Source organism: Rhizobium sp. CB3171 (assembly GCF_029714265.1).
Lineage (GTDB): Bacteria > Pseudomonadota > Alphaproteobacteria > Rhizobiales > Rhizobiaceae > Rhizobium.
Window position 1 is genome coordinate 758,120 of the sequence record NZ_CP121653.1, and the last position, 25,869, is coordinate 783,988.

Consider the following 25,869-nt stretch of genomic DNA (forward strand, 5'->3'; position numbering starts at 1 on the left):
AGAAAGGCGTCGATTTAATTTGATGCATTAGCGGGCTGCTGCATCCTTGCGGAAAATAATTCTAACGATCCCGATTTTCGGTCTTAGGCAAAGCAGGAATGGAATTTAGATGACGATATTGGTTTCTGGAGGCGCCGGTTTCATCGGGGGGAATTTCGTTCTCGATTGGCTCGATCAGTTCGATGAAACGGTGATCAACCTCGATAAGCTGACCTATGCCGGCAATCTGGACACGCTGAAAGAATTGAACGGCAATAATCGCCACGTGTTCGTTTATGGCGATATTGGTGATCGCGAATTGGTGAGCGACCTGCTCGCCACGCATAGGCCGCGCGCCGTGATCAACTTTGCCGCCGAAAGCCATGTCGATCGCTCCATTCATGGACCTGGCGAGTTCATTCAGACGAATGTCGTCGGCACATTCAATCTGCTCGAAGCGGTCCGCGGCTATTGGGACGGCTTGCCGAGCGAGGAGAAGCAGGCGTTTCGCTTCCTTCATGTCTCGACCGACGAGGTCTATGGCACGCTTTCGCAGGACGACGCGCCGTTCAACGAGCTCAATCGATACGAACCGAACAGCCCCTATTCCGCGAGCAAAGCGGCGTCCGACCATCTGGTGCGGGCCTGGCATCATACTTACGGCCTGCCGGTACTGACGACGAATTGCAGCAATAATTACGGCCCCTATCATTTTCCTGAGAAGCTGATCCCCCTGGTGATCTTGAATGCCTTGGCGGGCAAGAGCCTTCCGATCTATGGCGATGGCCAGCAGATTCGCGATTGGCTCTATGTCAGGGATCACTGCAGCGCTATCCGCCGGGTGCTTCAAGCCGGCAAGGTTGGAGAGACCTATAATGTCGGCGGCTGGAACGAGAAGCCCAACCTCGACGTCGTGCATACGATCTGCAGCATTCTCGACGAGCTGCGGCCCAAGTCTGGCGGCGGTCGCTATAAGGACCAGATTGCTTTCGTGAAGGACCGGCCCGGTCACGATCGCCGCTATGCGATCGATGCCCGCAAGCTCGAACGCGAATTGGGCTGGAAGCCCGAAGAGACCTTCGAGACCGGCATTCGCAAGACGATCGAATGGTATCTCGCCAACCAGGATTGGGTGGGGAATGTCACGAGCGGCGCTTACCGCGAATGGGTCGGCAAGCAGTATGAGGTTCAGGCGTGAGCACGATTCTGGTCACAGGCGCCAATGGGCAGGTCGGTTTCGAATTGCAGCGTTCTCTGGCGCCGTTGGGCAAAATAATTGCCGCGAAGCGTGCCGAGATGGACTTGGCTGATGAAGCGAGCATCCTCTCCGTGCTTAAGGAATATAAGCCGGCCATCATCGTCAATCCCGCCGCCTATACGGCCGTCGATCGGGCCGAGAGCGAAAGGGAGCAGGCGATGGCGGTCAATGCCGTTGCACCCGGCGTGCTGGCGCGCTGGGCTGCCGATAACGGCGCCTATCTCCTGCATTATTCGACGGACTACGTCTTCGATGGAATGAAACCTGATCCCTATGTGGAGAGCGATCCGGTCAACCCGCAGTCGGTCTATGGCGAAAGCAAGTGGCTGGGCGAAGAGGCCGTGCGCTCCGCCGGCGCAAATCACGTCATCCTGCGGACGAGCTGGGTTTACGGGCATCACGGCAACAACTTCCTCAAGACCATCCTGCGGCTTGCGCAGGAGCGCAGCGCTCTGAACGTCGTTGCCGATCAGATCGGCGCACCGACTTCGGCGGCGTTGATTGCGGATGTCACGCGCAGGATCGTCGACATCGTCGGTGGTTCGAATGCCCCTGATCTGTCGGGCACCTATCACCTGAGCGCTGAGGGCAAGACGTCATGGCATGGTTATGCGGCGCATATCGTCCGCGAAGCATCCGCCAAAAACTTCAATCTTGCGCTGACGCTCGATGCTCTCAAGCCGATTTCGACCGCCGAATATCCGACGCCGGCGAAGCGGCCGGCTAACTCAAGGCTCAATTGCGCAAAGCTTATGCAGCGCTTTGAAGTTACCCTGCCGGTATGGCAGGAGGGTGTCAGCGACGTCGTTGCAAGGTTGCGGCCTGCAGCGAATTGATGACTGAAAGAATATAGCGACGCTGGTCATGATCGATCGGCCGGGTGGATGTGGGCGAAATGAAGACGAGACGCTGAACCATGAAGAAAGCACGCAAAGGTATTATCCTCGCAGGCGGGTCGGGAACGCGCCTTTATCCGGTGACGCTCGCAGTCAGCAAGCAGCTCTTGCCGATCTACGACAAGCCGATGATCTACTACCCGCTGACGACCCTGATGCTGGCCGGTATCCGTGAGGTGCTCATCATTTCGACACCCCAGGATACGCCCCGTTTCGAGCAATTGCTCGGCGATGGCAGCCAATGGGGGATCGAGCTCGACTATGCGGTTCAGCCGAGCCCGGATGGTCTTGCCCAGGCGTTTCTCATCGGGGAGGCGTTTCTCGATGGTGCTCCGTCCGCCCTGGTGCTGGGAGACAACATCTTCTACGGGCACGATTTCACCAAGCTTCTTCATCAAGCAAACGACAAGCAGGGCGGCGCCACCGTTTTTGCCTACCACGTGCAGGATCCGCAGCGTTACGGCGTGGTCGAGTTCGATTCGCAGGGGCGTGCGATCAGCCTCGAAGAAAAGCCGAAAGTCCCCAAGAGCCACTATGCCGTCACCGGGCTCTATTTCTACGACGCCGATGTCGTCAATGTGGCGAAGTCCATACGTCCCTCGCCGCGCGGCGAATTGGAAATAACCGATGTCAACGCGCATTACCTCAGGGCAGGGCAGCTCGACGTCCAGACGATGGGGCGCGGCTATGCTTGGCTCGACACTGGCACGCATGAATCCATGCTGGAGGCAAGCCATTACATCGCTACCATCGAAAATCGGCAAGGCCTGAAGGTCGCCTGCCCGGAGGAGATTGCCTATCGGAGCGGCTGGATCGACGCCTTAAAGGTCGAGGCGCTGGCGCTTCCCCTTAAGAAGAATGCTTACGGGCAATATCTTTTGGGCATCCTACGCGAGCAGATATTCTAGCCAAGCCGCAGCGGCTATTGTGCGGTTTGCCACCGAATGATTGTCAATCGAAGCAGGAAGATGAATGAAAGCCATCGATACCGCCATACCGGACGTCAAGATCATCGAACCCGCGGTGTTTGCCGATGATCGCGGTTTTTTCTTCGAGAGCTTCAGCCAAGTCAAATTCGAGGCGGCCATTGGGCGAAGCGCGACATTCGTGCAGGACAATCACAGCCGATCCGGAAAGGGCGTCTTGCGCGGCCTGCATTATCAGTTGCCGCCACGTGCTCAGGCCAAGCTCGTTCGCGTCGTCATCGGCGAGGTGTATGACGTCGCCGTCGACATCAGACGGTCCTCGCCGACCTTCGGCCAGTGGGTCGGCGTCCTTCTGTCGGAGGAGAACAAGCGTCAGCTTTGGATTCCGGAAGGGTTTGCGCATGGATTCCTGACGCTGAGCGACCGCGTCGAGTTCCTCTACAAGACTACCGATTATTATGCGCCGGAGAGTGACCGCGGTATCCGCTGGGACGATCCGCAGATCGGCATTGACTGGAAATCTGGAGATACGCTGACGCTCTCTCCAAAGGATCAGCGTCAGCCGCTACTCGCAGATGCGGAACTCTTCGAGTGAGGTTCAGCGGTTGGTGTTGTAAGAAGTTCGGTCCGGCTAAGCTAGGCGGCGTCACATTGGACGGTGCCGGCGGTCGAGTGATCATCCCGCATTTTGTCAATCGGCCTTTAATTGCGGATGGTTGACAAGCGTCTCTTACATCCCCCTCCGGCCTGCTCGAAAAGATTATCGACGTGATCAGGCTGCAAGCCGTTCCACATTGTCCAGTCCTTTTGCCCACAATCACACGTGTTCCGCAAGGCGTCCACGCACAGCGCTCACCATCTGCGTTTGTTGGCAAGAAGGAGAGCCAGTCGAGGGATCGGGTGAATTGCTGATCGCCGCTTCACGCGACATCAGAGAAGCTGCGGATCGGTGTCCGCGTTAATGCGCGGGAGAAATGGCTGCTGGTCGTTGTCATTGCCGCGCATAAGGGCTAAATGGCGGGAAAGCAGCCGCCCAGATGTGAGCATGAGTGGCAGAATGCTTGATGGGTTTGTTTTGGATGCGGTACGGAGATTGATGTGGCGAAGAAGGCACTGGTAACGGGGATCACCGGTCAGGATGGCGCATATCTGGCAGCGCTGCTGCTGAACAATGGCTACGAGGTTTATGGCCTTGCTCGCCGCTCCAGCACGTCGGACGTCAATCTCAGCCGTTTGCAATGGCTCGGTATCGAAGACCAGGTTCGGATCGTTGATGGCGACCTGATGGATCTTTCGGGCCTTGTGCGCACGCTCAAGGAAGTGAAGCCTGAGGAGGTTTACAACCTTGGGGCGCAGTCATTCGTCAAGTCTTCGTGGCAGCAGCCCTATCTGACCGGCCAAGTTACGGCTCTCGGTGTGACGAATATTCTGGAGGCCCTTCGCCTCGAGCAGCCGGAAGCTCGCTTCTACCAGGCTTCCTCCTCGGAAATGTACGGTCTTATCCAGGAGCCGATGCAATCCGAGCAAACCCCGTTCTACCCGCGCTCGCCTTATGCGGTCGCCAAGCTCTACGGCCATTGGATCACGGTCAACTATCGCGAGAGCTTTGGTCTTCATGCCTCGAGCGGCATCCTCTTCAATCATGAATCGCCACTGCGCGGTATCGAGTTCGTCACACGCAAGGTGACGGATGCCGTTGCCCGCATCAAGCTTGGTCTGGCAAAAGAACTTCGGCTCGGCAATATCGATGCCAAGCGTGACTGGGGGCATTCGAAGGATTACGTTCGGGCCATGTGGCTGATGCTGCAGCAGGACGTCGCGGATGATTATGTGATTGCGACCGGACGCACGACGACCGTTCGCGACATGTGTGCCATCGCTTTCCAGCATGCAGGCCTGAAGATCGAAGACCACCTGGTCATCGATCCCGCGCTTTTCCGCCCGGCGGAAGTGGATGTGCTACTCGGCAATCCGGAAAAGGCCCGCAAGACGTTCGGCTGGGAGCCGAAAATCAGCCTTGAGGAAATGATTGTCGAGATGGTCGATGCCGATCTGAAGCGGCTGAGCAAATAGGCCCCAGCAAGCGGCGAGGCGCTCCATGCCGAGGGAACATCGTATTCTTGTTACAGGTGCCAGCGGATTTGTCGGCTCATGGTTGTTGCGTGAGTTCCAGAGCTGGCGGCTGAAGCATGGTCTGCCGCTAAGCGTGTTGACGGCCGGTCAAAGCGATGTATCCGGCTGGAAGACTGAAATCACCGATCGTAAGCAGGTGGTGAGCCTGATACGTGACTGCCGGCCGACGGCGATTGTCCATCTGGCCGCGATTGCGGCGCCTGGGGATGCGCGCAAATTGCCGCAGCGGGCGTGGGACGTGAACTTTCAAGGCACGATGAACCTCGCCTACGCTGCAATGGAATTTGCACCCGAGGCAAGGTTCATCTTCGCCGGCAGTTCCGAAGCATATGGGGCATCATTTTTGGACGCGGCGGGAGAGCCGATAAAGGAAGACGTTGCCCTGAAGCCGATGGGTGTCTATGGCGCGACGAAGGCTGCGGCTGACGTGCTTGTCGGCCAGCTCGCCTATGATGGATTGAAGGCGATCCGGTTTCGTCCGTTTAATCATACGGGGCCCGGCCAGGCAGTGGATTACGTGGTGCCTGCTTTTGCAAGGCAACTTGCCGAGATTGTCACAGACAAGACTCCGCCCCGCATCAGTGTCGGAAATCTCTCAGCTTTCCGGGACTTTCTTGACGTTCGTGATGTGGTGCGCGCCTATGCGGATGCTGCTCTCGGGGATGGGGCTTGCGATGCATTCGGCAAAGTCTTCAATCTGTCCTCCGGCCGGTCCGTGCAGATCCAGTCGATACTGAACATGCTGATCGAATTGTCCGGAGCGGATGTCGAAATCGAGGTCGACCCGAAGCGGCTGCGCGGGCCAGAAATTGCCATCGCCACTGGTGACAACAAGGCTGCTTTCGATGCCTTCGGCTGGAAACCTGAAATTGATTTGCGTCAAACACTTAGCGATGTGCTCCAGGATTGGAAAATTCGGATCGCGTGTTGATAGTATCTAGGGATGCGAGGCTAGGCGGCCCCATTCGCAATGATGATCTGTGCTGCCATCCGAAGGAGGTTCATATTTGTGAACAGCGATAAGCATTCGATCGAACATGGGCCGGCGGAGCACCGTCTCATTCGTCTCCTTGAGCAGAAGGACGATCAGATACGCGATTTGCAGGATGCAGTCTGGGACGCGGATAGTCGAGAGCGTGCGCTGCGTCAGCAGCTCGATCAGATGCACGATAGTTTCTCGTGGCGGCTTACGCGTCCACTTCGAGCTGGAAGTCGAAATCTATCCGCATTTAAAAGGTTATCCAGCCGAGCCGTCGCATTTTTTTTTTAGCGGGATTCCTGCGCGGGCTTTCCGCCAGGCCACAGTTGAAGGACGCCTGCCTGCGAATGGTACAACGTTTCCCCCATGCTGAAAGGAAAACTTGCCGCAATTGGAGCTCAAGCGAAAGGGTGCCACCTTCGCCGAGATAGGCCTGCTTCAGGAAGCGGTTGGCTGGTGGAGCAATCCGCTGCGGGTTCCGCTCTGATGGCGCTAATTGAGACATTTGCTGACGCAGGAGCAGCCTCTGAATGAAGATTGGTATCGATGCGCGCAATTTGACGACAAGCATGACCGGCATCGGCCGCTATGTGCTTGAAATGAGCCGGCATCTCGCGCTTCGCGGTCACCAGCTCTATCTTTACTTTCCGCAGCCTCCTCACGAGGATGTAAGGGATCTGCCTCCCGCGCAGCTGCGTGTCGCCCGGTTCCCGGGTGGGGTAAAGCGCATGATCTGGGCTCAAACCGAGCTTCCGCGGCGCGCTGCGCAGGACGGCCTCGATGTCTTTTGGGGGCCGGCTCATCGCCTACCATCCTTTCTTGATCGCCGAATTGCGCGCGTTGTCACGATACACGACCTCGTCTGGAAAGATATGGCGGCAACAATGCGGTGGCAGACGCGAATGGGCGATCGTTGGTTGATGAAACCGGGGATTGCCGTTGCGGATGCAGTCGTTGCCGTCTCCAAGGCAACAGCGAATGTATTAAAGGCGCAGTTTCCGGGATGCTCAGAGAAGCTGAGTGTCGTTTATCCTGGTTTGACGGCCATCCAAGGTGTCGTGCCGCCGAAGCCTCTGCTGTCGTTTGGGATTGATCGGTCCTATATCCTGTTCGTTGGAACGCTCGAGCCGCGCAAAAATTTGTTGCGGTTGCTGCAAGCCTATGCGTCGTTGCCGGAGACGATACGGCAGGAATTGCTGCTTGTGCTCGCGGGTGGCCAAGGCTGGAGGCTTGGCGGTCTCAGGGAGCACATCGCTGGCCTTCATCTCGAGTCCTCCGTTCGGCTAACCGGTTATGTGTCGGATGCCGATTTGGCTCAGCTTTACAGCCAGGCGCGATTTCTGGCGATGCCGTCGCTTTACGAGGGCTTCGGATTTCCGATTATCGAGGCCAATTCGACAGGTATACCCGTGTTGACATCAAACAGGTCTTCCATGCCCGAGGTCGCCGGAGAGGCGGGCATTCTGGTTGATCCAGATGATGTACAATCGATCCGTGGTGGGCTGGAGGGCCTTGCGACAAACATGGCGCTTTATGAACGTCTTGCCGAAAAGGCGAAGTCCAATGCGAGCCGGTTCGATTGGATGGAGAGTGCGCGCCAGCTAGAGCAAATTTTTGCAAGAGCAATCGCCAAGCGCAGCGGATGGCGAGGCTGACAAAGCACGGCATTTGCTGCAGTTGACGCGGCAGTCGTTCCGGTCGCCGAAGTTGACACAATAGATAGCGGTTTCTCGAGATCGATCACCCTTGAGATCTCAGCAGGAGCCCGAACGAACATCCGCCAGCGGTGCAAATGCCGGTTGGTCCGCGTGGGGGCGGCCCATACCGGCCCGCGGCCAGCTTTTGAGGCGCACTAAAGGGCCTGATACGTGACCTCTCCCGATCACACGATCCTCCGAGCTGTCAGATCGCGGGAGCACTCGTAGTTCAAGCCCCAAAATAAGTATCAAGCACCGCGGTCGGTTCGCCATCCATGCGTATCCTGCCGTGCTCGAGCCATATCACGCGATTGCAATTTTTTGCGAGGAGTTCTTTAGCATGGCTTGCGATGACCAAAATCTGAGTTTTCTCAACAAGCTCGTTTAGGCGCTGGTTTGCCTTAGCCTTGAAGCCCTCATCCCCAGTCGCCAGCCACTCGTCCATGATCAGGATTTCAGGCTGTAGAATCGTCGAAATTGAAAACGCCAAGCGCAACTGCATGCCTGTCGAATAGGTCCGAACCGGCATTTCTAGGAACCCACCCAATTCGCTGAATTCCTCAATTTCCGCGAGCTTCGCCTTCATTTCTTCCTTTCGGAAGCCAAGCAAAGCGCCGCGAAGAAAAATATTCTGGCGCCCAGTCGCCTCAGGATCGATTCCGAGCGAAATATTGATCAGTGAGGTACATTTGCCCTGGATATCAATCTTACCAGATGTCGGCACATAAACCCCAGTTAGCACACGAAGAAGAGTGGTCTTACCCGAGCCGTTATGACCTATCAAACCAACCCTGTCGTGCCGTCTCAACTCGAAGCTAATCGAATCTAGGCCACGCACAACCACGACCCCGTTGCCCTCCGAATTAATCGAACCACCAGTAGCCATATTCAAGACGCGATTTTTGAGCGACCTGCCACGTGCGTTGTAAATGGGGAAATCGACGGTGACCTTTTCCAAGGAAATCGATGTCATGCTTGCTTAAACTCTCCGAAATCTTCGATTGCCTTCGCTCAAAGCCAGTATGCGACTCGGGCCTTGTATTTGTGCAACAACAGGAGGGCAAAAGCCCACCCGACAACAGCTAAACCTGCTACGGCAATCCAATTGAGGAGCGTGACGCTCTCCCCAAGAAGCGGATTCCTGATAACAGAGACTAGGTGGAAAAAGGGATTATATGTGAGCATTGCATGTGAAGCGCTTTGCGGCAAATGGTCGGGCATCCACATAATGGGAGTGACGTAGAGCATAACCTGCATAATGTTTTGTACGATTTGAATCAAATCTCGGTAGCGGGTGCATAGGATCGCGAGCACTAGCGCAATCCAGGTCATGTTCAACGTTACAAAGATAAAGCCTGGAACGGCGATCAACGCCGAAAATCCAATTGGCTTCCAAAAAATAAGAAGAACAACTGGAAATATCACCAGGTTGTGTGCCAAAATTACGGAATTTCTATACCAAACTCTTAAAATATAGGTGAAGAAAGGGATGTCTAACTGAAGTATTATGTCGGTATTGGCTACAAAGCCAGTGCATCCCTCACTTACAATTTGAGTATAGTAACCCCACAATATCAAGCCAATACATATAAATGGAAGAAATTCCCGCATTGGCGAATTGAATATTGTACCAAAAACCAAGCCGAGTGCTCCTATTAGCACACCCATGTTGATGGTGAGCCAAAATGCCCCAATGCGTGATCTTCTGTAACGCTGGGCAACGTCCTGCCACCCAAGTAAAGCTGCCAAACGGAAATTTGACAAAGCGTCCGCAATGTCCGGTATAGCCGAACTAGAATGCGCTTTTGAGTTCGTAACTGTTAGACTCTTCACAAGCAATCCATTTGTCAGGGTTCGTTTGCCTCAGCAATAAACACATGCCGTCATTTTTAAGGCGAACCTGTAGCAAAGCGCGGAAACGGAGAACAGCCCTTTCGTGCGAATATGTCCAAAACAGTTGTCACTGGGATAGTAGCCAAAACCAGTCGGACTCGATGGAATTAACTGATCGAAACCGCATCGCCTTAATTTGGGGGCCAATGATATACCCATAATCTCATCGCCCACCATATTTACGAATTATCTAATTGAGTTTGCATCATTTTTTGTTTTCGAGTGTAGATTCTTACTCTCTGAAGATCGACAACTGCTGCTTCATCTCTTTATTGGAGCGTCGCCTCCCATTGCTTTCGATAATCTTAAGCCCCCATTCCGCACGATCTTTTTGATGTCGATAAGGACGGTGAGTGCCAAATTCGACAACTCTGACAAGGCGGCCTTGCTAGGATGCGTACCGAGCAGGTCGCGAGCTCCATTTTTGATTGAACTAATTTCGTCAGTCCTTATTTTGGAAACCCGAAAGCAAGCAATTTATGCAATTCTTTGTTGGACATCGTGATTTGGAATATTTCAATGAAGCCGGCAAACATTTTCGTTCAGTTGGCAGAGGCTGCTCATGTCTTGCTATGTAAGTGACGTACCGGACCCGCACGCTATAGGCTCCCAGGAGTTCATGCATTTGAGGGAGCTGTTTGATCGCTCATTCAAGGCTGCTCGAATAGGCGTATGGGAGTGTAGCCTGCCGGATCAGACCCTGAGTTGGACGAATACGGTCTATGAATTCTTCGATCTTATTCCGCAGACGCCGTTGGCACGGGACGAAATCGTGGAACTCTATACACCAGAAAGCCGTAAGCTTCTTAACGAGGCCCGAGAAAAGGCAATTCGCACAGGTGAAGGCTTCACGTTGGACGCCCAAATAGTTACCGCAAAAGGTAACAGCCGTTGGATTCGAATAACCGCTTGCGTAGAATTTGCGAACGGCTCTGCCGAACGGATATTCGGGGTGAAACAGGACGTCACTGCCGAAAAGACAATGGTCGAGCAGCTACGTCGCCTGGCAGACCGCGATATCCTCACCGGACTGATGTCTCGGACAAGGTTTGAAGCTTTCTTTAACGAGATATGTGGAGGCGAGTGTCAAAGGACGCGCTCTCTGCTCTTGGTGGATCTCGATGGCTTTAAGTCCGTAAATGACACTTTAGGACATCAGGCCGGGGACGACTGTCTCAAAGTTGCTGGCCGCAGACTCTCGCAGGCCGTACCTGACGCCGACATGATCGCTCGCATCGGCGGGGATGAATTTGCCGTCATACACCCATGTTCTTCGGCTGAAGATCTCGCCCAGATCGCCACTTACATCGTAGAGGGCATGAATTGGATGATCTCTACACCGACGAAGAACATTCAGATCACAACATCCGTTGGGGCGGCCGTGATCGTACCTGGCCAAACGCCCAAAGATATATTTGCGACAGCGGATAATGCCTTATACGAAGTAAAATCGGCGGGCAGGAACGGCTTCCGAATCGTGTCACTATCGCGACCTGCGCTGGAAATCGCCCACGGAACGTTGCACAATGAGGGAAATAGTTTTTCATCAAGAATATTCTAGTGTCCTTATATTTGCCGGTGGTGCCGTTTGAATACCATCCGCGTCGGCATCGGTAATCCTCCACCAAACCGGTGTAGATCGAAAGGCCGGGGGGCTGCCTCAACGGGGAAACCCGGAACAAGGTCGCGCGGCCGGTTTGTCCGCACAACGATCAACTATACAAACTTTTCTCTGTCCAGCCGCGCGAAATGTCGCTATGTTCCCTCTTTGTTCAGAATGTCTAGCTTTGCGGAGAAAGATCAGCAGACGGTTTTTTCAACGCGAGAATCGAGAGCGAAAACCTATGCTCCAATGAGATACTTGACGATCGGGAACTGGAAAAATGGCAGTTCTTTGCGCTACGCTGGAGTAGCTTTTGCAGCCGTATAATATCTTAATAGGCGCGGTCAGAAAGGTTTCCGTTTTCCAATGAAATCCAGCCTCGATCATCTGCCGACGCGTAAGCAACGCGAACTGTCGCACATCGTTGAGATTCTCCACGAGGAGTTCGAGGATGCCTTAAAGGGAGGCACGGCGGACTTCAAGAAGAAGGGACGCATTCTCAAGATCATTCTGTTTGGCTCCTATGCCCGTGGCGATTGGGTCGATGAGGTCCACACCAGCAAAGGCTACAAGTCCGACTATGATCTGCTGATCATCGTCAACAACCGTAAGCTCACAGATTTCGCGCTTTTCTGGCACAAGGCCGCCACTCGTTTCCCCTATGACCGCGTCATCAAGACACCGGTCAGTTTGATCGTGCATTCACGCCGCGAGGTAAACACGGCGCTTAAGGAAGGTAACTATTTCTTCTCAGACATCCGTCGTGACGGCATCATACTTTTCGAGCTCGACGACGAGGAGTTGGCCGAGTCGAAGCCACTCTCAGCTGCCGACGAATATCGCGCAGCATCCGAACATTTTCGGATCAGATCGCCAGGTGCTTCAAACTTTCTCCGTCTCTCGAAGATGGCTCTCGAAACGAACCTGCTCAGAGAGACAGCATTCTTGCTTCATCAGGCCATCGAGCAAGCCTACTCAACGTTGCTGCTGACGCTGACCCGCTATAGCCCTGCCTCCCATCTTAACCACCTCAGAACCTTGGCGGAAGGTCGTGATCGGCGGCTTACTACCATCTGGCCAAACGACCGACAGCGCTATATCGCCTGGTTCAACACTATCAATCAAGCCTATGCGAAAGCCCGCTATTCTCCCCACTTCCTCATGGGTGACGAGGCGCTCATCTGGCTCAGCGAGCGTACCAGTGGATTGCAGCACCTAGTGAAAACGATCTGCGAGGAGCATCTCGATAAGCTCCGAAAAAATGCTTCCGCTAGGTCAGCACATTAGAAATTGCGTGTTTTAATGTAAGTGGCAAGGAGTCCCCATCTGGCGCGGACATTAGCGCCTCTTTGAGAAGCTCGGCCTGCATGCTCATCTCCGCATACATATTCTTGAGCCGACGGTTCTCGTCTCCCAGAGCCTTCATCTTGAATAGCCCCGAGATTTGTAGACGCCTTCTTTCCTAATGGCAAGAAGAGCACCATGAGCAAATCGAATTTCAGCGAAGAGTTTAAGCGCGACGCTGTGCGTCAGATCACGGAGCGAGGCTATCAAGGTGCGGAGGTTTGGTTCGGCCAAGTAGCTGGCAGCCAAATAGCATCCGGTTGTAGACATTGATGCGCCCCCCGCAAATCACTTTGAGCCAACGGCCTCGGAGAGGATCACTACCATGCAAGAGCTGGTTCTCTATAGTTGAAGGAGCACTTGACAGCGCTCGGTCTAAACAGACGCGACGCAATCGATCAAGCATTTGACATTCTCCGCAACTGACATGCCCAGCCCTTGAATGATGAGATCAGGCGACATCGGCGCCTCGTACGGGCTATTGATCCCCGTCATGTTCGGCAATTTCCCCTCGCGTGCCTTCCTGTAGAGCCCCTTCGGGTCACGCTGTTCGCAGATATCGAGCGGCGTATCGACGAAAACTTCCAAGAAGTTTCCGGGTCCGATCAGTTCGCGCGCCATCTCTCTTTCTCGGCGGAAAGGGGAAATGAAGGCGGTGAGCACGATGAGACCTGCGTCCATCATCAGCTTGGCCACTTCGGCAATTCGTCTGATATTCTCCACACGGTCCGCATCGGTAAAGCCCAAGTCCTTGTTGAGACCTTGCCTGATGTTGTCGCCATCCAGGATATATGTGCGCTTGCCTTGATTATGCAGCTCCATCTCGAGGGCATTGGCGAGGGTTGATTTCCCGGAGCCAGACAAGCCCGTAAACCAAATTACCTTGCCCCGATGCTCATTCAAACGCTCGCGATCTTGGCGAGTGATCGACAGCATCTGGCGGTGCACGTTCTCGGCGCGTCGAAGATTGTGGCGGATCATGCCGGCGGCGACGGTGGCGTTCGTCAGCCGGTCCACGAGAATAAAGGCGCCGAGTGTTTTCGACGTCGCATAGCTGTCGAAAACAAGAGGGCGGCTCAGGGATACGTTGCAGACAGTAATGTCGTTGAGTGCCAGAGTTCGCCCGGCGGTGTGTGCAAATGTATCGACATCGATGTGATATTTAATGCTGGTGATCGATGCGGACGCCCATTGGGTCGCAAGCTTGATATCGTATTGACGGCCAATCAGACCCGCATCTGCGCTCATCCAGATCAGGGTGGCTTCAATGTGATCAGACATCTCCAAGGGCTTTTGCGCGTAAGACAGAACATCGCCGCGGGAAACATCGATGTCTCGATCGAGCCTGAATGTGACGGCTGCCCCTTCTTCGGCGCGTTTCGTGGTTCCATCCATCGTGACGATTTCAGCTATGCGCGCGACTTGACCTGAACCCGTTACGCGTACTTCGTCCCCAACCTCCAACTTGCCCTCGACGATCGTGGCCGAGACACCTCGGAAATCCGCATTCGGTCTATTGATCCACTGTACCGGAATAACAAGTCGGTCGGAGGGCGCGCGCTCTATCTTGACGGTCTCCAAGAGGTCCATCAGCGGCGGCCCGAGATACCACGGGGTATGTGCGGCGCGCCGGACTACGTTGTCGCCGTGAAGAGCGCTGATCGGGATCTGGGTGATGCTCTCAAATCCAAGTGTGGCGGTGAACGTCGAGATTTCCTCGCATATCTGATCGAATATTTCCTCGTCATATCCGACCGAATCCATCTTATTGATAGCGGCGACCACGTGCCGGACGCCCAGCAGCGAGGCGAGATAGGCATGCCGGCGTGTCTGTGTCAGAACACCCTTGCGAGCGTCGATGAGCAGGATTGCGACGTCGGCGGAAGACGCTGCGGTCGCCATGTTGCGTGTGTATTGCTCATGGCCAGGGCAATCGGCGAGGATGAACTTTCGCTTTGGCATGGAAAAATAGCGGAAGGCAACATCTATGGTGATGCCTTGTTCGCGTTCGGCGGATAGGCCATCGACCAGCAGTGCGAGGTCGATTTCATCGCCCTGCGTGCCATAGCGTTTCGATTCAGCTTTGAGTGCCGCCAATTGATCGTCAAGTAACTGCTGCGATTCCCAGAGAAGACGACCGATCAGGGTGCTTTTGCCGTCGTCTACGCTGCCGCATGTGATAAGGCGCAAAATATCCCGAGACTGTTCCTGATGCTGAAAACGCGCAAATACTTCTTCGGATGATAAGAGATCTTGATTGCTGTTCTGATCCAGGCTGAGCATCAGAAATAACCCTCTAATTTCTTTTTTTCCATGCTCGCCGACGAACCAGTGTCGATCAGCCGGCCTTGTCGCTCGGACACGGGCGCCTGGATGAGTTCAGCGATTATTCCTTCAACGGTATCGGCCTCGGATTCGATAGCACCCGTCAGTGGATAGCAACCTAGTGTTCGAAAACGAACTTTGCGGCGAGTGATTTCCTCGCCGGGCAATAACCTCATGCGATCATCGTCAACGGCAAGAATCATACCTTCACGTAGAACGACCGGACGCTCTTTGGCGAAATATAACGGCACAACCGGAATGCCCTCCTGGAAGATATATTGCCACACGTCCAATTCCGTCCAATTGGAGAGCGGAAAGACCCGTATGCTTTCACCGTGGGCTTTGCGGGTATTGTAGAGGCTCCAAAGTTCTGGCCGCTGATTCTTCGGGTCCCAACAATGATTGCGCGTGCGAAACGAAAATACCCGCTCCTTAGATCGCGACTTCTCCTCATCGCGTCGGGCTCCCCCGAAAATCATATCAAAGCGATGATGATCAAGTGCCTGCTTCAACCCTTCCGTTTTGGTAATGCTGGTGTGAAGCGCCGCGCCGTGGTCAAACGGGTTTATGTCTTTCTCGATCGCCTCAGGATTGATGTGAACCAGCAGATCCATTCCAGTTTGCTGCGGGATAAGATCGCGAAACTGGTACATTTCCTGGAATTTCCATCTTGTGTCCACATGCAACAGGGGCAATGGCGGCTTAGCTGGAAAGAATGCCTTTCTGACAAGATGAAGCAGAACGGAGCTGTCTTTGCCGATTGAATAGAGAAGGACCGGCCTGTCAGCCTCGGCAACCGCTTCGCGAATGATTGTTATGCTTTCCGCCTCAAGTCGATTTATATGCATGCTGATTATTCCGGCAGGCGTCTGGCACTGTCCTGCAGTCGCTTGAACGCTCCTGAATTCAGGTGCCCTGCATGAACGCGTGAATTTCTAACGTGTTCTGGAAAAATAACCGGAGACTGTAAGAATGTGGACAAAGCCATTTTTCTGCTCATCCGCTGCAAAGGGCGTCGTTCAATAATTCAAATATTCGTGAATTGACTCGGGCGATGCGGGCAAGCCCCTGATCGCCCTGATCACCGAATTATTTTGAATGCGTCCCACGCTGCGTCCGCTGGGCTCCATGGTGTAGCAAATTGGTGCGGCAAGCGGGCTCGTGCGCAAGGTCTAATATTCGAGTTTTAAGTCGAAATTTACCCATTAACCGATTTGTCAGCATGTTTTGCTTAAATTCGAATACAGCGCATTTGCGTCGAGCATGATGCTCCGAGTCTGTGATGCCCGGTCACTGGTCGGCACGCGCATTTTGCGCCGATGATTTCATCTGGCGGCAGAGCGATTGCCTGACAATTGCACGATGAGCCCCCATGTCGTTTCTTCAGAACACCAAGATTCGCACGAAGATTCTTTCCGTCATCATCCCGATCTGCGTTGTTGGAATTGCCGGCATCATCGCGATGTCGGAGAGTTATAAAGCGACAAATGATGCCTATGCGGGTCTTCTTACAAACGAGGGGACCGCTACGATCCAGATGGCGCGAGCGAGCCAGCGAGTGGTCGCACTCAGCTATAATGCCTATCAGATCCTTGCCTATAGCGCCAAGGATGCGGAGATGCCGGGCTTTGTCAAAGACTACGGCGAAAACAAGAAAGCCTTGTTGGACTGGTTTGACTCTATAAAGCGTCTGGTCCCGGAACAGGCAGCGTCAGTTGATGTGCTGGCGGACAAAGCCAGAGCAATGACCGCCATCATGGATAAGGCCGTCGAAGCCGGAGCAAAGGACGACAACGAGAGTGCCAAAGGGTTGCTGAAACAAGCAGATCCGATGATTGAAGACGAGATCCTGAGTGTCCGGCATTGGATCGAGAACGCCAGCAAGAGCGTCGGGACGCAAAGCGACACTTTAACTAGCCAGGCAAATGGCACGATCCTCTATACATTGACGACGCTCGGCATCGTCTTCGTCGCTGCAATCTTCGCCGGCCTGTTTGTCGCGGCCAAGGGTATTACCACGCCGATCGAGAAACTGCGGGAACGCATGGTGTCTCTTGCCGGTGGAGAAACCGAGACATCTGTCATCGGCCTGGGGCGCAAGGATGAGGTGGGCCAGATGGCCGCAGCCGTTGCCGTCTTCCGCGACAATGCGATCGAGCGCATCCGGCTGGAGCGTGACGCAGATGCCAACCGCAGCCTTTCTGATCGGGAACGTATGGAGCGGGACGCACAGAAGGCGAGGGAGGCAGCCGAAACCGAATTTGCTGTCAAGGCGCTGGCTGATGGCCTTGGAGCGCTGTCAAACGGCAATCTGAACTACCGCATCGACAAGCCGTTCGTCAGCCATCTCGACCAGTTGCGCAGCGATTTCAACGGCTCGATAACAAAGATGCAGCAGGCGCTACGAGCCGTTGGTGACAATGCCCGCGGCATCGATGCCGGTGCCAACGAAATCCGGTCGGCCGCGGACGATCTGTCGAAGCGCACGGAGCAGCAGGCAGCATCCGTCGAGGAGACCGCCGCGGCGCTCGAACAGATCACCACGACAGTTAAAGACTCCACGAAGCGCGCCGAGGAGGCTGGCCAGTTGGTCGCGCAAGCCCGTATCGGCGCCGAGAAGTCGGGTATCGTGATGCGCGAGGCTGTCGCCGCCATGGAGGGTATCGAAAAATCTTCCAGCGAGATCACGAACATCATCGGCGTTATCGACGAAATCGCCTTCCAAACGAACCTGTTGGCTCTCAATGCCGGCGTCGAGGCGGCGCGCGCTGGCGAAGCGGGCAAGGGCTTTGCGGTCGTTGCCCAGGAGGTCCGTGAACTGGCGCAGCGCTCGGCACAGGCCGCCAAGGAGATCAAGGCGCTGATCTCGACTTCCAGCAATCAGGTGCGCAATGGCGTCGAACTCGTGGCGCGGACCGGCCAGTCCCTAAGCCAGATTGTCCAGGAAGTCGAAGAGATCGATGCCAATGTGAAGGCGATCGTCGAGGCGGCAAGGGAGCAAGCAACGGGGCTCGCCGAGATCAACACGGCCGTGAACGCAATCGACCAGGGGACGCAGCAGAATGCGGCGATGGTCGAGCAGTCGAACGCAGCAAGCCATAGCCTTGCCAAGGAAGTCGCATCGCTCAACAGCCTGCTGAGCCAGTTCAGCGTCGAGGAAGGCTATAGGCAACCGCGTCTGGCCGTGGCGAGCGAGCGTCACCAGCCGGCCGCGTCGCCGGCCCGCTCGCTCAGGGCCAAGATCGTCGGTGCCTTTGACGGAGGCGTCGCAACTGCGACGGCAGCGTCAAAGGACGGCTGGGAAGAGTTTTGAGGAAAGTGAAGATTGCGAAAGGGCGAGGGATACCCCGCCCTTACAGCTCTCTCTCAATGAGCAGCCGGCCATCTGATGTCGGCGGCATGAGCACCCATAAATGGCGTTGCGCAGCATATAGGCATGATCATTTGCTTGGCGACTGCGACATCGCGATGCCACTGAACCAGCCAGTGGCACCCCCACTAAGCACCTTAGGCTGCGCGCTTCAGCGCATCAGATAGCATGGAGACAATCGTGTCGATCTCCGCTTTGCTGATAATCAGGGGTGGCGAAAGTGCTATGATGTCCCCGGTGACGCGGATCAGCAGACCCTTCTCGAAGCAGTCAACGAACACCTCGTAAGCGCGCGCGCCGGGTGCATCTTTGCGAGGAGTGAGTTCGACCGCTCCGACCAGCCCAAGGTTTCGGATATCGACGACATGCGGAAGACCCTTGAGCGAATGGAGGGCTTCCTGCCAGTGCTCCGCCAGATCGGCCGCTCGCGTCAGCAGTCCTTCTTCCTGGTAGATCTCGAGAGTGGCGAGGCCGGCGGCGCAGGCGACGGGATGGCCGGAATAGGTGTAGCCGTGGAATAGCTCGATCGCGTTCTCCGGTCCGACCATAAGTCCATCATAGACCTTGCGGCTGGCAAAGACGGCGCCCATCGGGATTGTGCCGTTGGTAATGCCCTTGGCGGTGGTGACCAGATCCGGCACGACCCCAAAATAGTCGGTGGCAAAGGGTGCTCCCAGGCGTCCGAAGCCAGTGATGACCTCGTCGAAGATCAGCAGAATTCCGTACTTGTCCGCCGTGGCACGCAATTTCTCTAGATAGCCTTTGGGAGGCAGGACGACGCCTGCCGATCCGGACATCGGTTCGACGATGACGGCTGCAATGGTTTCGGCGCCATGTAGCGCGACGAGCCGTTCCAGGTCATCTGCGAGCTCGACGCCATGCTGCGGAAGCCCTTTCGAAAAAGCATTGCGCTCGATATCCAGCGTATGGCGCATATGATCTGCCGGAATCTGCGGGAAGACGCGGCGATTGTTGACGAGGCCGCCGACCGAGATGCCGCCGAATCCGACGCCGTGGTAGCCCTTTTCGCGCCCGATGATCCGCGTGCGGGTGCCCTGACCAATGGCACGCTGGTAGGCAATGGCAATCTTAAGAGCGGTATCGACGGATTCGGAGCCGGAACCGGTGAAGAACACGCGGTCGAGTTTGGCTTCGCCACCACCAGGCGCATTCGCGGCCAGCTTCGTGGCGAAATCGAAAGCGATCGGGTGGCCCATCTGAAAGGTCGGCGCGTAGTCCAAGGTGGCGAGCTGTCGTTCGACGGCCTCCGCAATCTTCTTGCGGCCGTGACCGGCATTCACGCACCAGAGGCCCGCGGTGCCATCGAGAACCTGGTTCCCATCGACATCGGTGTAGTACATACCGTCTGCAGCGGCCAACAGGCGCGGTGCTGCCTTGAACTGCCGGTTCGCCGTAAACGGCATCCAGAAATTGTCGAGAACGGGGGTGTTCGGCTTACTGACCTGATCCATGATTGGCCTCCTCTTTGGAATGGCAATCAGATCGACGATTTCCCTTCTTCAAACAAGTCCTTTTCTTTATGGCTCTAACCAATTGAAATTTATGGTAGTAGCATATAGGTTTTGCCTATTCTGAACAACAGGAACGCACCACATCATGTCCGTCGACATCGGCAACCGTCTCCGCCACCTGCGCATTGCGCACAACCTTTCGCAGCGCGAGCTTGCCAAACGTACTGGTGTGCCGAATTCAACGATCTCTCTCATCGAGTCGAACGCCTCTAATCCGTCGGTGGGTGCCTTAAAGAGAATTCTGGACGGCATCCCGATCGGCCTGGCGGAGTTTTTCGCATTCGAGCCCGCGCGGCCAAAGAAGGCGTTTTATGCCGCGGAAGAATTGGTTGAGATCGGCAAGGGCGCTATCTCATATAGGCAGGTTGGAGAAAACCTGTTCGGGCGCAGTCTGCAGATCCTGAAGGAACGCTACCAGCCTGGCGCCGATACCGGTAAGGTACCTCTCGTCCACGATGGAGAGGAAGGGGGGATCGTCCTCTCGGGAAGGCTCGAGGTCACGGTTGACGACGAGCGGCGAATCCTCGGCCCGGGCGATGCCTATTACTTCGAAAGCCGCCGCCCACATCGGTTCCGATGTGTCGGGCCGGTAGCTTGCGAGGTCATCAGTGCCTGCACGCCGCCAACCTTCTGATTAGTTACTGCGACCCTCAATGCGAGCGAATACCCGGTCGAGTGCGGCCGTCAGCGCCTGTCGTCCGCCCTTCTTCTCAAAGTCCGAAAAAACCTGTTCGTTCAGGCCGCCCTTGGTAGCGAATTCAGAGCTCAGAGAACTGAAGGACGTGATGCCCGGCCCGTTGGCCCTTTGCGCCAAACTCGAAAATAGTGGCGCGATATAGGCCTGGCCCTTCGATCGATCGAGCCCATTCTTTTCCAGCCAGTCAGCCGTGAACTCCATGATGCCGAAGAAGGTCGACATCATGGCGCTGGCAGCGGCAAGAAGGTCATATTCTTTTCGGGATTCGCATTGAACGGCGGTGCCAAGGGCATCGAAGAGGCAGGCTATTTCTGGATCGGGAGGATAGATGGCCGTCACACCTTGGCGATCTGCCACGAATGGCAAAGGGATCGCCTGCACAAGGTCGATGTCCGCGCGGATCCAGTCGAGCAGACTTTGACGCTCTACCGTGGCCACGACGCTGACAACGCGTTGCCCATCTTTGAAACAAAGCCCACGTATAACGTCTTCGGCAATCTGTGGGCGTATGGCAAGGGTTACGATATCGCTATGATCGACGACCGTCTGGTTGTCCGCCGCTACAGTCACGCTGTCGAACTTCGCGGCAAGATTTGCTGCGATCTCCGCATTGCGAGGTGAGACATGGATTTCGGATACATGCGCCGGCTCAGCCAGTAGGCCCCGCACCATAGCCTCGGTGATCGCGCCGGTTCCGACGAAACCAATAGCCTTCATCCTCGCCACCTATTCCGCCGCCCGCGCGGGTCCGAGCGGGACATCAGTCGTGTAGTTCTCGCGCATGAAGTTGATGAAGTTGTGCTGGAACTGCCGGGTATGAGCATGGGCGAGTTCATCCGCCAGATCGACGTTCTTATCCCGGATCGCCTCCAGCATCAGGCTATGCTCATCGGTGAGGAGATATCCCTCATGGGTGCGCTCGAGATATTCGAAATGCAGGTGCAGCATACGCTGACCCTGAGATAGAAGCTTGTGATAGAAGGATGCCAGATACTGGTTTTTGCCGGCATAGGCGATCGCCATGTGGAACTCTTTGTTCGCCTCCGACATCGCCAGATGATTTCCGGTTTTGACGGCGGCCGCAAATGCCTTTTCCCGCTTGGCAATCAGCTTCAGGTCGGCGTCGGTTCGCAGGGCCGCCGCCAGGCGCGTGTTCATCCTCTGGGCGATGTCGAGCGCCTCCACATATTTCGGAAAGGTCGCCACTTCGATTGGCGCAACGATCGTGCTGCGGTTGGAAAGCGTGACGACGAGTTCGTCTCCGCCCAAGCGGATTAGGGCTTCGCGCACCGGCGAGCGCGACATGTCAAAACGCTCGGCCAAGGTCATTTCGTCGAGAAGCTGACCCGGCGGTAAGGTGAGAGAAAGGATCTCGCTTCGCAGCGTCTCATAGACGTTTTTCCATCCGGTTCCCCGGATCCGTTTCACTTCAGCCTCATCAGACACTTAGGTACCTTTCATTCGCAGATGCCGCATTGGGTCAAAAAAGCAGCATGTCAGCAATGTAGTTTTTTCGTTTGATTTTGTCGACATGCTGTTGACGCGATTTGCTGGTCAACTCGCAGTTCGCCATAGGCTGGCCGAAGAAGACTTGCGCCTTTCAGCGTAGGTCTTCGCGAAGCTCACGTACGCCGCGTCCGAGACGTTGGCGCAAGAGCGTGCGCAGGGTCGCCCCATCGACATATCCCACCTCGGCGGCGATGGCGTCGAGGTCGAGCCCGCTGCCATGGATCAGGTTTTGTGCTCGTTCGACCCGAAGGTCCTGAAAGTAAGATAAAGGTGATTTGCCGAGCACTTCCTGGCAACGGCGTTGCAGGGAGCGAGGGCTTGTCGCCAGCGCGGCGGCGGCTTCCCGCAAGGAGAAGCCGTCCTGCAGATGCTCCCGCGCCCATCGTTCGAAGCGCAGGATGAGGGGATCGGCCTGCGCCAAATGATTGGGGATGATGTAGGGCGCTTGCGAGGAGCGGATGTCCGCGAGCAGGTAGCGCGAGACGAGGGTGGCTAGCTCCGGACTGGTCTTGCGGATCAGCCAAAGCGCCATGTCGAGCTCGACGGCAAGATCGAGCAGTTCTGGTTCCGCCAAGACCGGCCCGGCGTGATCTTCTACATGCAGGCGGAGACCGTCGAAGCGGTTAAGGCGGAGGTAGACAAACTGCCCCTGACCGAAACCGGGCTGATGACCTTTGAGTTTATCCCCGTCGGCCCGCTCGCGCCGCTGGGTCGTCTGATCCAGAGCAAATGAGCTCTGGAGGTGCCGGTTAAACAACACCGCCATTAGCTGGTAACCGCTACCATGAAGACTGACCTCGCCATGCCGAAATTCTTCGGTCAACGCTCAATCTTTCAAGGTCAGCAAGGAAAGGAAAGCCGGTAGAGGAGCGACGCTGCCGGCCATTAGAGATCCGAGATCGGCGCTGTCGGTGAGAACCCGTTCGGAAAGTGAGGCGGTTAATTCCGGGGCGGGTAACATGATTCAACTTGCTAAACATTTGCCAGAAGTCTAGCAATTAGCTTGCTAAACGTATGGCAAATGACTAGCAAGGAACAACATGCAACCTCTAGCTCCCTCGTTGACTATCGCGTTCGCCGATCTCGTTGAAAAGGCACATGAAGAAGCATTCAACGCCCGCTTTCCTGCGAAAGGGACCTTTCACAAGCTGAGGCGCGGAGGAAAGGAGTATTGGTATCACGTCATGCGCGACTCGACCGCGCCTAGTGGCCGACGAACGAGCTATGCCGGATTAGTCGGCGACACTGATGTAGACGCGCTAGTCGAACGCCATGGTCACGAACACGCGCGTCATAAGCTTCAAAAGGAGACAGCTTCCATGCTGCGTCGGTCGGGCCTTCCGGCACCCGATCCCATGGAAGGGAAACTCACACAGGCATTCCAGAGAGCCGGCTTGTTTCAAGCCGGTGCGGTTCTCGTTGGCTCCGTGGCATACCAGGCCTACGGCGGCATCCTCGGTGTCAAGCTGAGTGGCGAGCTCCATCGCACGCAGGACATCGATCTTGCCCACGATCGCGAAATCGCGCTTCACGTGGGCCACACCGGCCAAAAGCTAGAAGACTTTCAGGATATTCTCAAATCCGTCGATGAATCGTTCACACCAAGGCTTAATCCGAGTTATCCGAACGCTGGGCCGACGCGCTATGAGAACGCCAGCAACTACAAAGTCGACCTTCTGACGGCTCACAAGAATTCAGACCGGGACCGTAGAGCGCCAGTAACGATCCCGATCATGCCTGGCACGGCGCTTCAACCGCTCGACCTGATGGAGTTCCTCATCAGGAACCCGATCCGGTCAGCGCTCTTATACGAAGATGGTGTGGCTGTTGTGGTGCCCGATCCGGTCCGCTATGCGCTTCACAAGGTGGCCATCAGCCAGATGCGAGGCCTATCGGGTGAAGCGGGCAAAGACACCAAGGACCGCATGCAGGCTGCCGAACTGGTAAGGGCCATCGGACACGCCGGCCGCACTAGTGAACTTGCGCAGGCCTGGTCAGAATTATGGCGCCACAAGGCGAAACGACGAAACTTCGTGCTGCGCGGCATCCTAGCACTGCCCGACGATGCTATAGAAATCATCGCACGCAGTGCCATCCGATACGGAGAGGAACCGTTCCGCGACGACGAACTGCCCACAGTCACGCTTAGGAAGCTCATCCCACAGAAAGCCGGCGGGGACAGTTAGGACGCTACCGCGAATGCCTGGCGACAACGGAGTCGGTCTTAATCTTTCGTAAGATGGGCTCGTTCGTACTGCGTGGACTGCGGTTCTACATGACCTCGGTCCAGAGCAAGAGCAAGAGCATCTTACAGCTCTCCCGCCAACTCGGTGTCCAGGAGGTAGCAACCGACCAAAGTCAAATGGCAGTTGCTTCCCAATTGCGTGAAACACCGGTCCTTATCAGGGGCATCATAGGCGCCACTAGCAGGCTTTTCCGAAAGCGCCTGTGCTCACAAGACCCCGTCGCGCCGAGACCGCCGATGACTGCCGAGATCGTCGGCAAGATCCTTGAGATAACGATCCCAGGTCGCAGGCCTCAGACGAGCGCTTCTCGATTAAATCTCATCGGGTGCGCCAGTTGCTTTGCGTGGATGAGCTAGTACATCCGCAACCTCATAATGTCCGTTAAGCCGCTTCGAGGAGTCTTTTGGTGCGCGCAAGACCGCGTTGGTAGGTTCCCCAAAAGCTCGCATGACTTTACGGCGAAGCGCGCGCGCCGGCGAAGCTACTGGCATTGACGAGCCGTCGCTAACGGCAATCTTTGGTAATGCCGCTCGCCGCTTGAAACGAGCAATCATCCTTGCGGCTCGGGAGGCGCTTTGCTCGAATTGCGCTGCTCCGGATACGTTGAGCGTGGACCGGATCGTTGCCATTGCGAGATTGACGTTTCTTTGAATTTGTCCAATGGAACCTCGAAACTGGCCACGCATGGATGCCGATAAATCGCCATTGGCCAGCGCCTCCGTTACTCGATTGATCTCAAGCATGCCCTCTTCTAACGTCCAGACCATTCTGTTAACGGCAATCGCTGCGCGGTCGAGGTTGGGATCGTCGTAACCCTCAGCCATGCGAGCGGTAAGGTCACCTTCAATAACCGCCGTGGTCATCGTTTCAATGTCAACGGCAAAGGCGCTCTCTCCGTTGACGGATGAAGCGGTATCCGTTCCCTCCTTGTCGGCCCGTGGGGGCATTCCCGCTACCGTTCCCGCTTCAGACATGATCGCTGTCGTTAACGCAGGATTCCCCGCATCCGCACGATGAACAGGGGTTGGGCTTTCAGATAATTGCGTGCTGTTGACGAGCGTTGCTAAGATCACTGCGATGCCCAGACACAGCGTACCGATCAGTGCGACGTCTTCGAAATTCGGGATGGGATGGTGGGCGAGAGCGACAGCCTGGGCGAGGGCGACTAGCAGCAAGACGACAGTGGCGCGAAGCTTTGTTGTGAGACTTTGCATTCTGCTATCCAGTTTGCCCGCATCCGTAGTTGAGCAAGAAAGTGGGACACCCACGGCCACCTCAAACCAGTTAGGCTGTCACCAATCCTGACTGGTTGTTGAGCGGCTTGCCGGCGTCAAACGCGATCCAGCAAGCTTCTAAAAGCTTAACGGGAGCTTGAGGGGCGTGTCTCCTGGCGGGCTCTCTTCCGGAATGCTTCCACTTTTGTGCCGATTCCGGATATTTGTGCGAAAATTGGATGAAGATCAGGGGGGATTCGCTGCAGCT

Annotated in this window: 19 protein-coding genes and 2 pseudogenes; 12 read left to right on the forward strand and 9 right to left on the reverse strand. The window is 55.7% G+C overall.

Features of this window, described 5'->3' with window-relative positions:
* Positions 1 to 109 precede the first annotated feature (109 nt).
* The 7 genes from rfbB (at position 110) to QA648_RS22795 (ending at position 7,826) form a co-directional block, all read left to right on the forward strand.
* Positions 110 to 1,177 (forward strand): dTDP-glucose 4,6-dehydratase, encoded by a 1,068-nt coding sequence (gene rfbB, locus QA648_RS22765; protein ID WP_283053785.1) that lies wholly within the window; start codon positions 110 to 112, stop codon positions 1,175 to 1,177.
* On the forward strand, positions 1,174 to 2,073 hold the full coding sequence (gene rfbD / locus QA648_RS22770; protein ID WP_283053786.1) for a dTDP-4-dehydrorhamnose reductase: 900 nt from the start codon (positions 1,174 to 1,176) through the stop codon (positions 2,071 to 2,073). The genes rfbB and rfbD overlap by 4 nt, the downstream gene beginning before the upstream one ends.
* A gap of 80 nt (positions 2,074 to 2,153) precedes the next feature.
* The gene (gene rfbA, locus QA648_RS22775; RefSeq protein ID WP_283053787.1) at positions 2,154 to 3,041 is read left to right on the forward strand and encodes a glucose-1-phosphate thymidylyltransferase RfbA; all 888 of its coding nucleotides are present in this window, start codon (positions 2,154 to 2,156) and stop codon (positions 3,039 to 3,041) included.
* A 64-nt stretch (positions 3,042 to 3,105) separates the two neighbouring features.
* Entirely contained in the window at positions 3,106 to 3,654 is a 549-nt protein-coding gene (gene rfbC / locus QA648_RS22780; RefSeq protein ID WP_283053788.1) for a dTDP-4-dehydrorhamnose 3,5-epimerase, read from the forward strand.
* Between the two features lie 503 nt (positions 3,655 to 4,157).
* Positions 4,158 to 5,132: a GDP-mannose 4,6-dehydratase gene (gene gmd / locus QA648_RS22785; protein WP_283053789.1), complete on the forward strand. Its 975-nt coding sequence runs from the start codon at positions 4,158 to 4,160 to the stop codon at positions 5,130 to 5,132.
* Between the two features lie 25 nt (positions 5,133 to 5,157).
* Positions 5,158 to 6,123: a GDP-mannose 4,6-dehydratase gene (locus QA648_RS22790; protein WP_283053790.1), complete on the forward strand. Its 966-nt coding sequence runs from the start codon at positions 5,158 to 5,160 to the stop codon at positions 6,121 to 6,123.
* A gap of 578 nt (positions 6,124 to 6,701) precedes the next feature.
* Positions 6,702 to 7,826, forward strand: a complete 1,125-nt coding sequence (locus tag QA648_RS22795; RefSeq protein WP_283053791.1) for a glycosyltransferase family 1 protein — start codon at positions 6,702 to 6,704, stop codon at positions 7,824 to 7,826.
* Positions 7,827 to 8,097: 271 nt separating this feature from the next.
* Here the strand turns inward: QA648_RS22795 and QA648_RS22800 are convergent, their stop codons facing one another.
* Both QA648_RS22800 and QA648_RS22805 read right to left on the reverse strand, forming a co-directional pair.
* Positions 8,098 to 8,841 (reverse strand): ABC transporter ATP-binding protein, encoded by a 744-nt coding sequence (locus tag QA648_RS22800; RefSeq protein WP_283053792.1) that lies wholly within the window; start codon positions 8,839 to 8,841, stop codon positions 8,098 to 8,100.
* Positions 8,842 to 8,879: 38 nt separating this feature from the next.
* The gene (locus tag QA648_RS22805) at positions 8,880 to 9,701 is read right to left on the reverse strand and encodes an ABC transporter permease (RefSeq protein WP_283053793.1); all 822 of its coding nucleotides are present in this window, start codon (positions 9,699 to 9,701) and stop codon (positions 8,880 to 8,882) included.
* A gap of 679 nt (positions 9,702 to 10,380) precedes the next feature.
* Between QA648_RS22805 and QA648_RS22810 the strand changes: the two genes are divergently transcribed.
* A complete protein-coding gene (locus tag QA648_RS22810) occupies positions 10,381 to 11,322 on the forward strand; it encodes a GGDEF domain-containing protein (protein ID WP_283053794.1) in 942 nt (313 codons plus the stop codon).
* 408 nt (positions 11,323 to 11,730) lie between these two features.
* Positions 11,731 to 12,651, forward strand: coding sequence for a nucleotidyltransferase and HEPN domain-containing protein (locus QA648_RS22815; protein WP_283053795.1), 921 nt, complete (start codon positions 11,731 to 11,733; stop codon positions 12,649 to 12,651).
* Between the two features lie 432 nt (positions 12,652 to 13,083).
* Here the strand turns inward: QA648_RS22815 and cysN are convergent, their stop codons facing one another.
* Complete coding sequence (gene cysN / locus QA648_RS22820; RefSeq protein WP_283053796.1) at positions 13,084 to 14,991, reverse strand: sulfate adenylyltransferase subunit CysN; 1,908 nt, start codon at positions 14,989 to 14,991, stop codon at positions 13,084 to 13,086.
* Positions 14,991 to 15,884: pseudogene (cysD, locus tag QA648_RS22825) on the reverse strand (sulfate adenylyltransferase subunit CysD); the annotation flags it as partial. The gene cysN and the pseudogene cysD, both read right to left, overlap by 1 nt.
* A 521-nt stretch (positions 15,885 to 16,405) precedes the next feature.
* Between cysD and QA648_RS22830 the strand changes: the two are divergent.
* Positions 16,406 to 18,346: a methyl-accepting chemotaxis protein gene (locus QA648_RS22830; RefSeq protein WP_283053797.1), complete on the forward strand. Its 1,941-nt coding sequence runs from the start codon at positions 16,406 to 16,408 to the stop codon at positions 18,344 to 18,346.
* A 194-nt stretch (positions 18,347 to 18,540) separates the two neighbouring features.
* Here the strand turns inward: QA648_RS22830 and QA648_RS22835 are convergent, their stop codons facing one another.
* On the reverse strand, positions 18,541 to 19,875 hold the full coding sequence (locus QA648_RS22835; RefSeq protein WP_283053798.1) for an aspartate aminotransferase family protein: 1,335 nt from the start codon (positions 19,873 to 19,875) through the stop codon (positions 18,541 to 18,543).
* Between the two features lie 145 nt (positions 19,876 to 20,020).
* Between QA648_RS22835 and QA648_RS22840 the strand changes: the two genes are divergently transcribed.
* Complete coding sequence (locus QA648_RS22840; RefSeq protein WP_260304069.1) at positions 20,021 to 20,569, forward strand: cupin domain-containing protein; 549 nt, start codon at positions 20,021 to 20,023, stop codon at positions 20,567 to 20,569.
* Here QA648_RS22840 and QA648_RS22845 read toward each other — a convergent pair whose 3' ends face one another.
* The 3 genes and pseudogenes from QA648_RS22845 to QA648_RS22855 all read right to left on the reverse strand — a co-directional run.
* A complete protein-coding gene (locus tag QA648_RS22845; RefSeq protein WP_283053799.1) occupies positions 20,570 to 21,349 on the reverse strand; it encodes a pyrroline-5-carboxylate reductase in 780 nt (259 codons plus the stop codon). It abuts the gene before it with no gap.
* Positions 21,350 to 21,358: 9 nt separating this feature from the next.
* Entirely contained in the window at positions 21,359 to 22,078 is a 720-nt protein-coding gene (locus QA648_RS22850; RefSeq protein ID WP_283053800.1) for a GntR family transcriptional regulator, read from the reverse strand.
* A 154-nt stretch (positions 22,079 to 22,232) separates the two neighbouring features.
* Positions 22,233 to 22,679 (reverse strand): annotated as a pseudogene (locus tag QA648_RS22855) (helix-turn-helix domain-containing protein); the annotation flags it as partial.
* A 502-nt stretch (positions 22,680 to 23,181) separates the two neighbouring features.
* On the opposite strand from QA648_RS22855, the gene QA648_RS22860 reads away from it, so the two are divergent.
* Positions 23,182 to 24,327 (forward strand): GSU2403 family nucleotidyltransferase fold protein, encoded by a 1,146-nt coding sequence (locus tag QA648_RS22860; protein ID WP_283053801.1) that lies wholly within the window; start codon positions 23,182 to 23,184, stop codon positions 24,325 to 24,327.
* A gap of 371 nt (positions 24,328 to 24,698) precedes the next feature.
* On the opposite strand, the gene QA648_RS22865 is transcribed toward QA648_RS22860, so the two are convergent.
* Complete coding sequence (locus QA648_RS22865) at positions 24,699 to 25,601, reverse strand: hypothetical protein (protein ID WP_283053802.1); 903 nt, start codon at positions 25,599 to 25,601, stop codon at positions 24,699 to 24,701.
* Positions 25,602 to 25,869 lie beyond the last annotated feature (268 nt).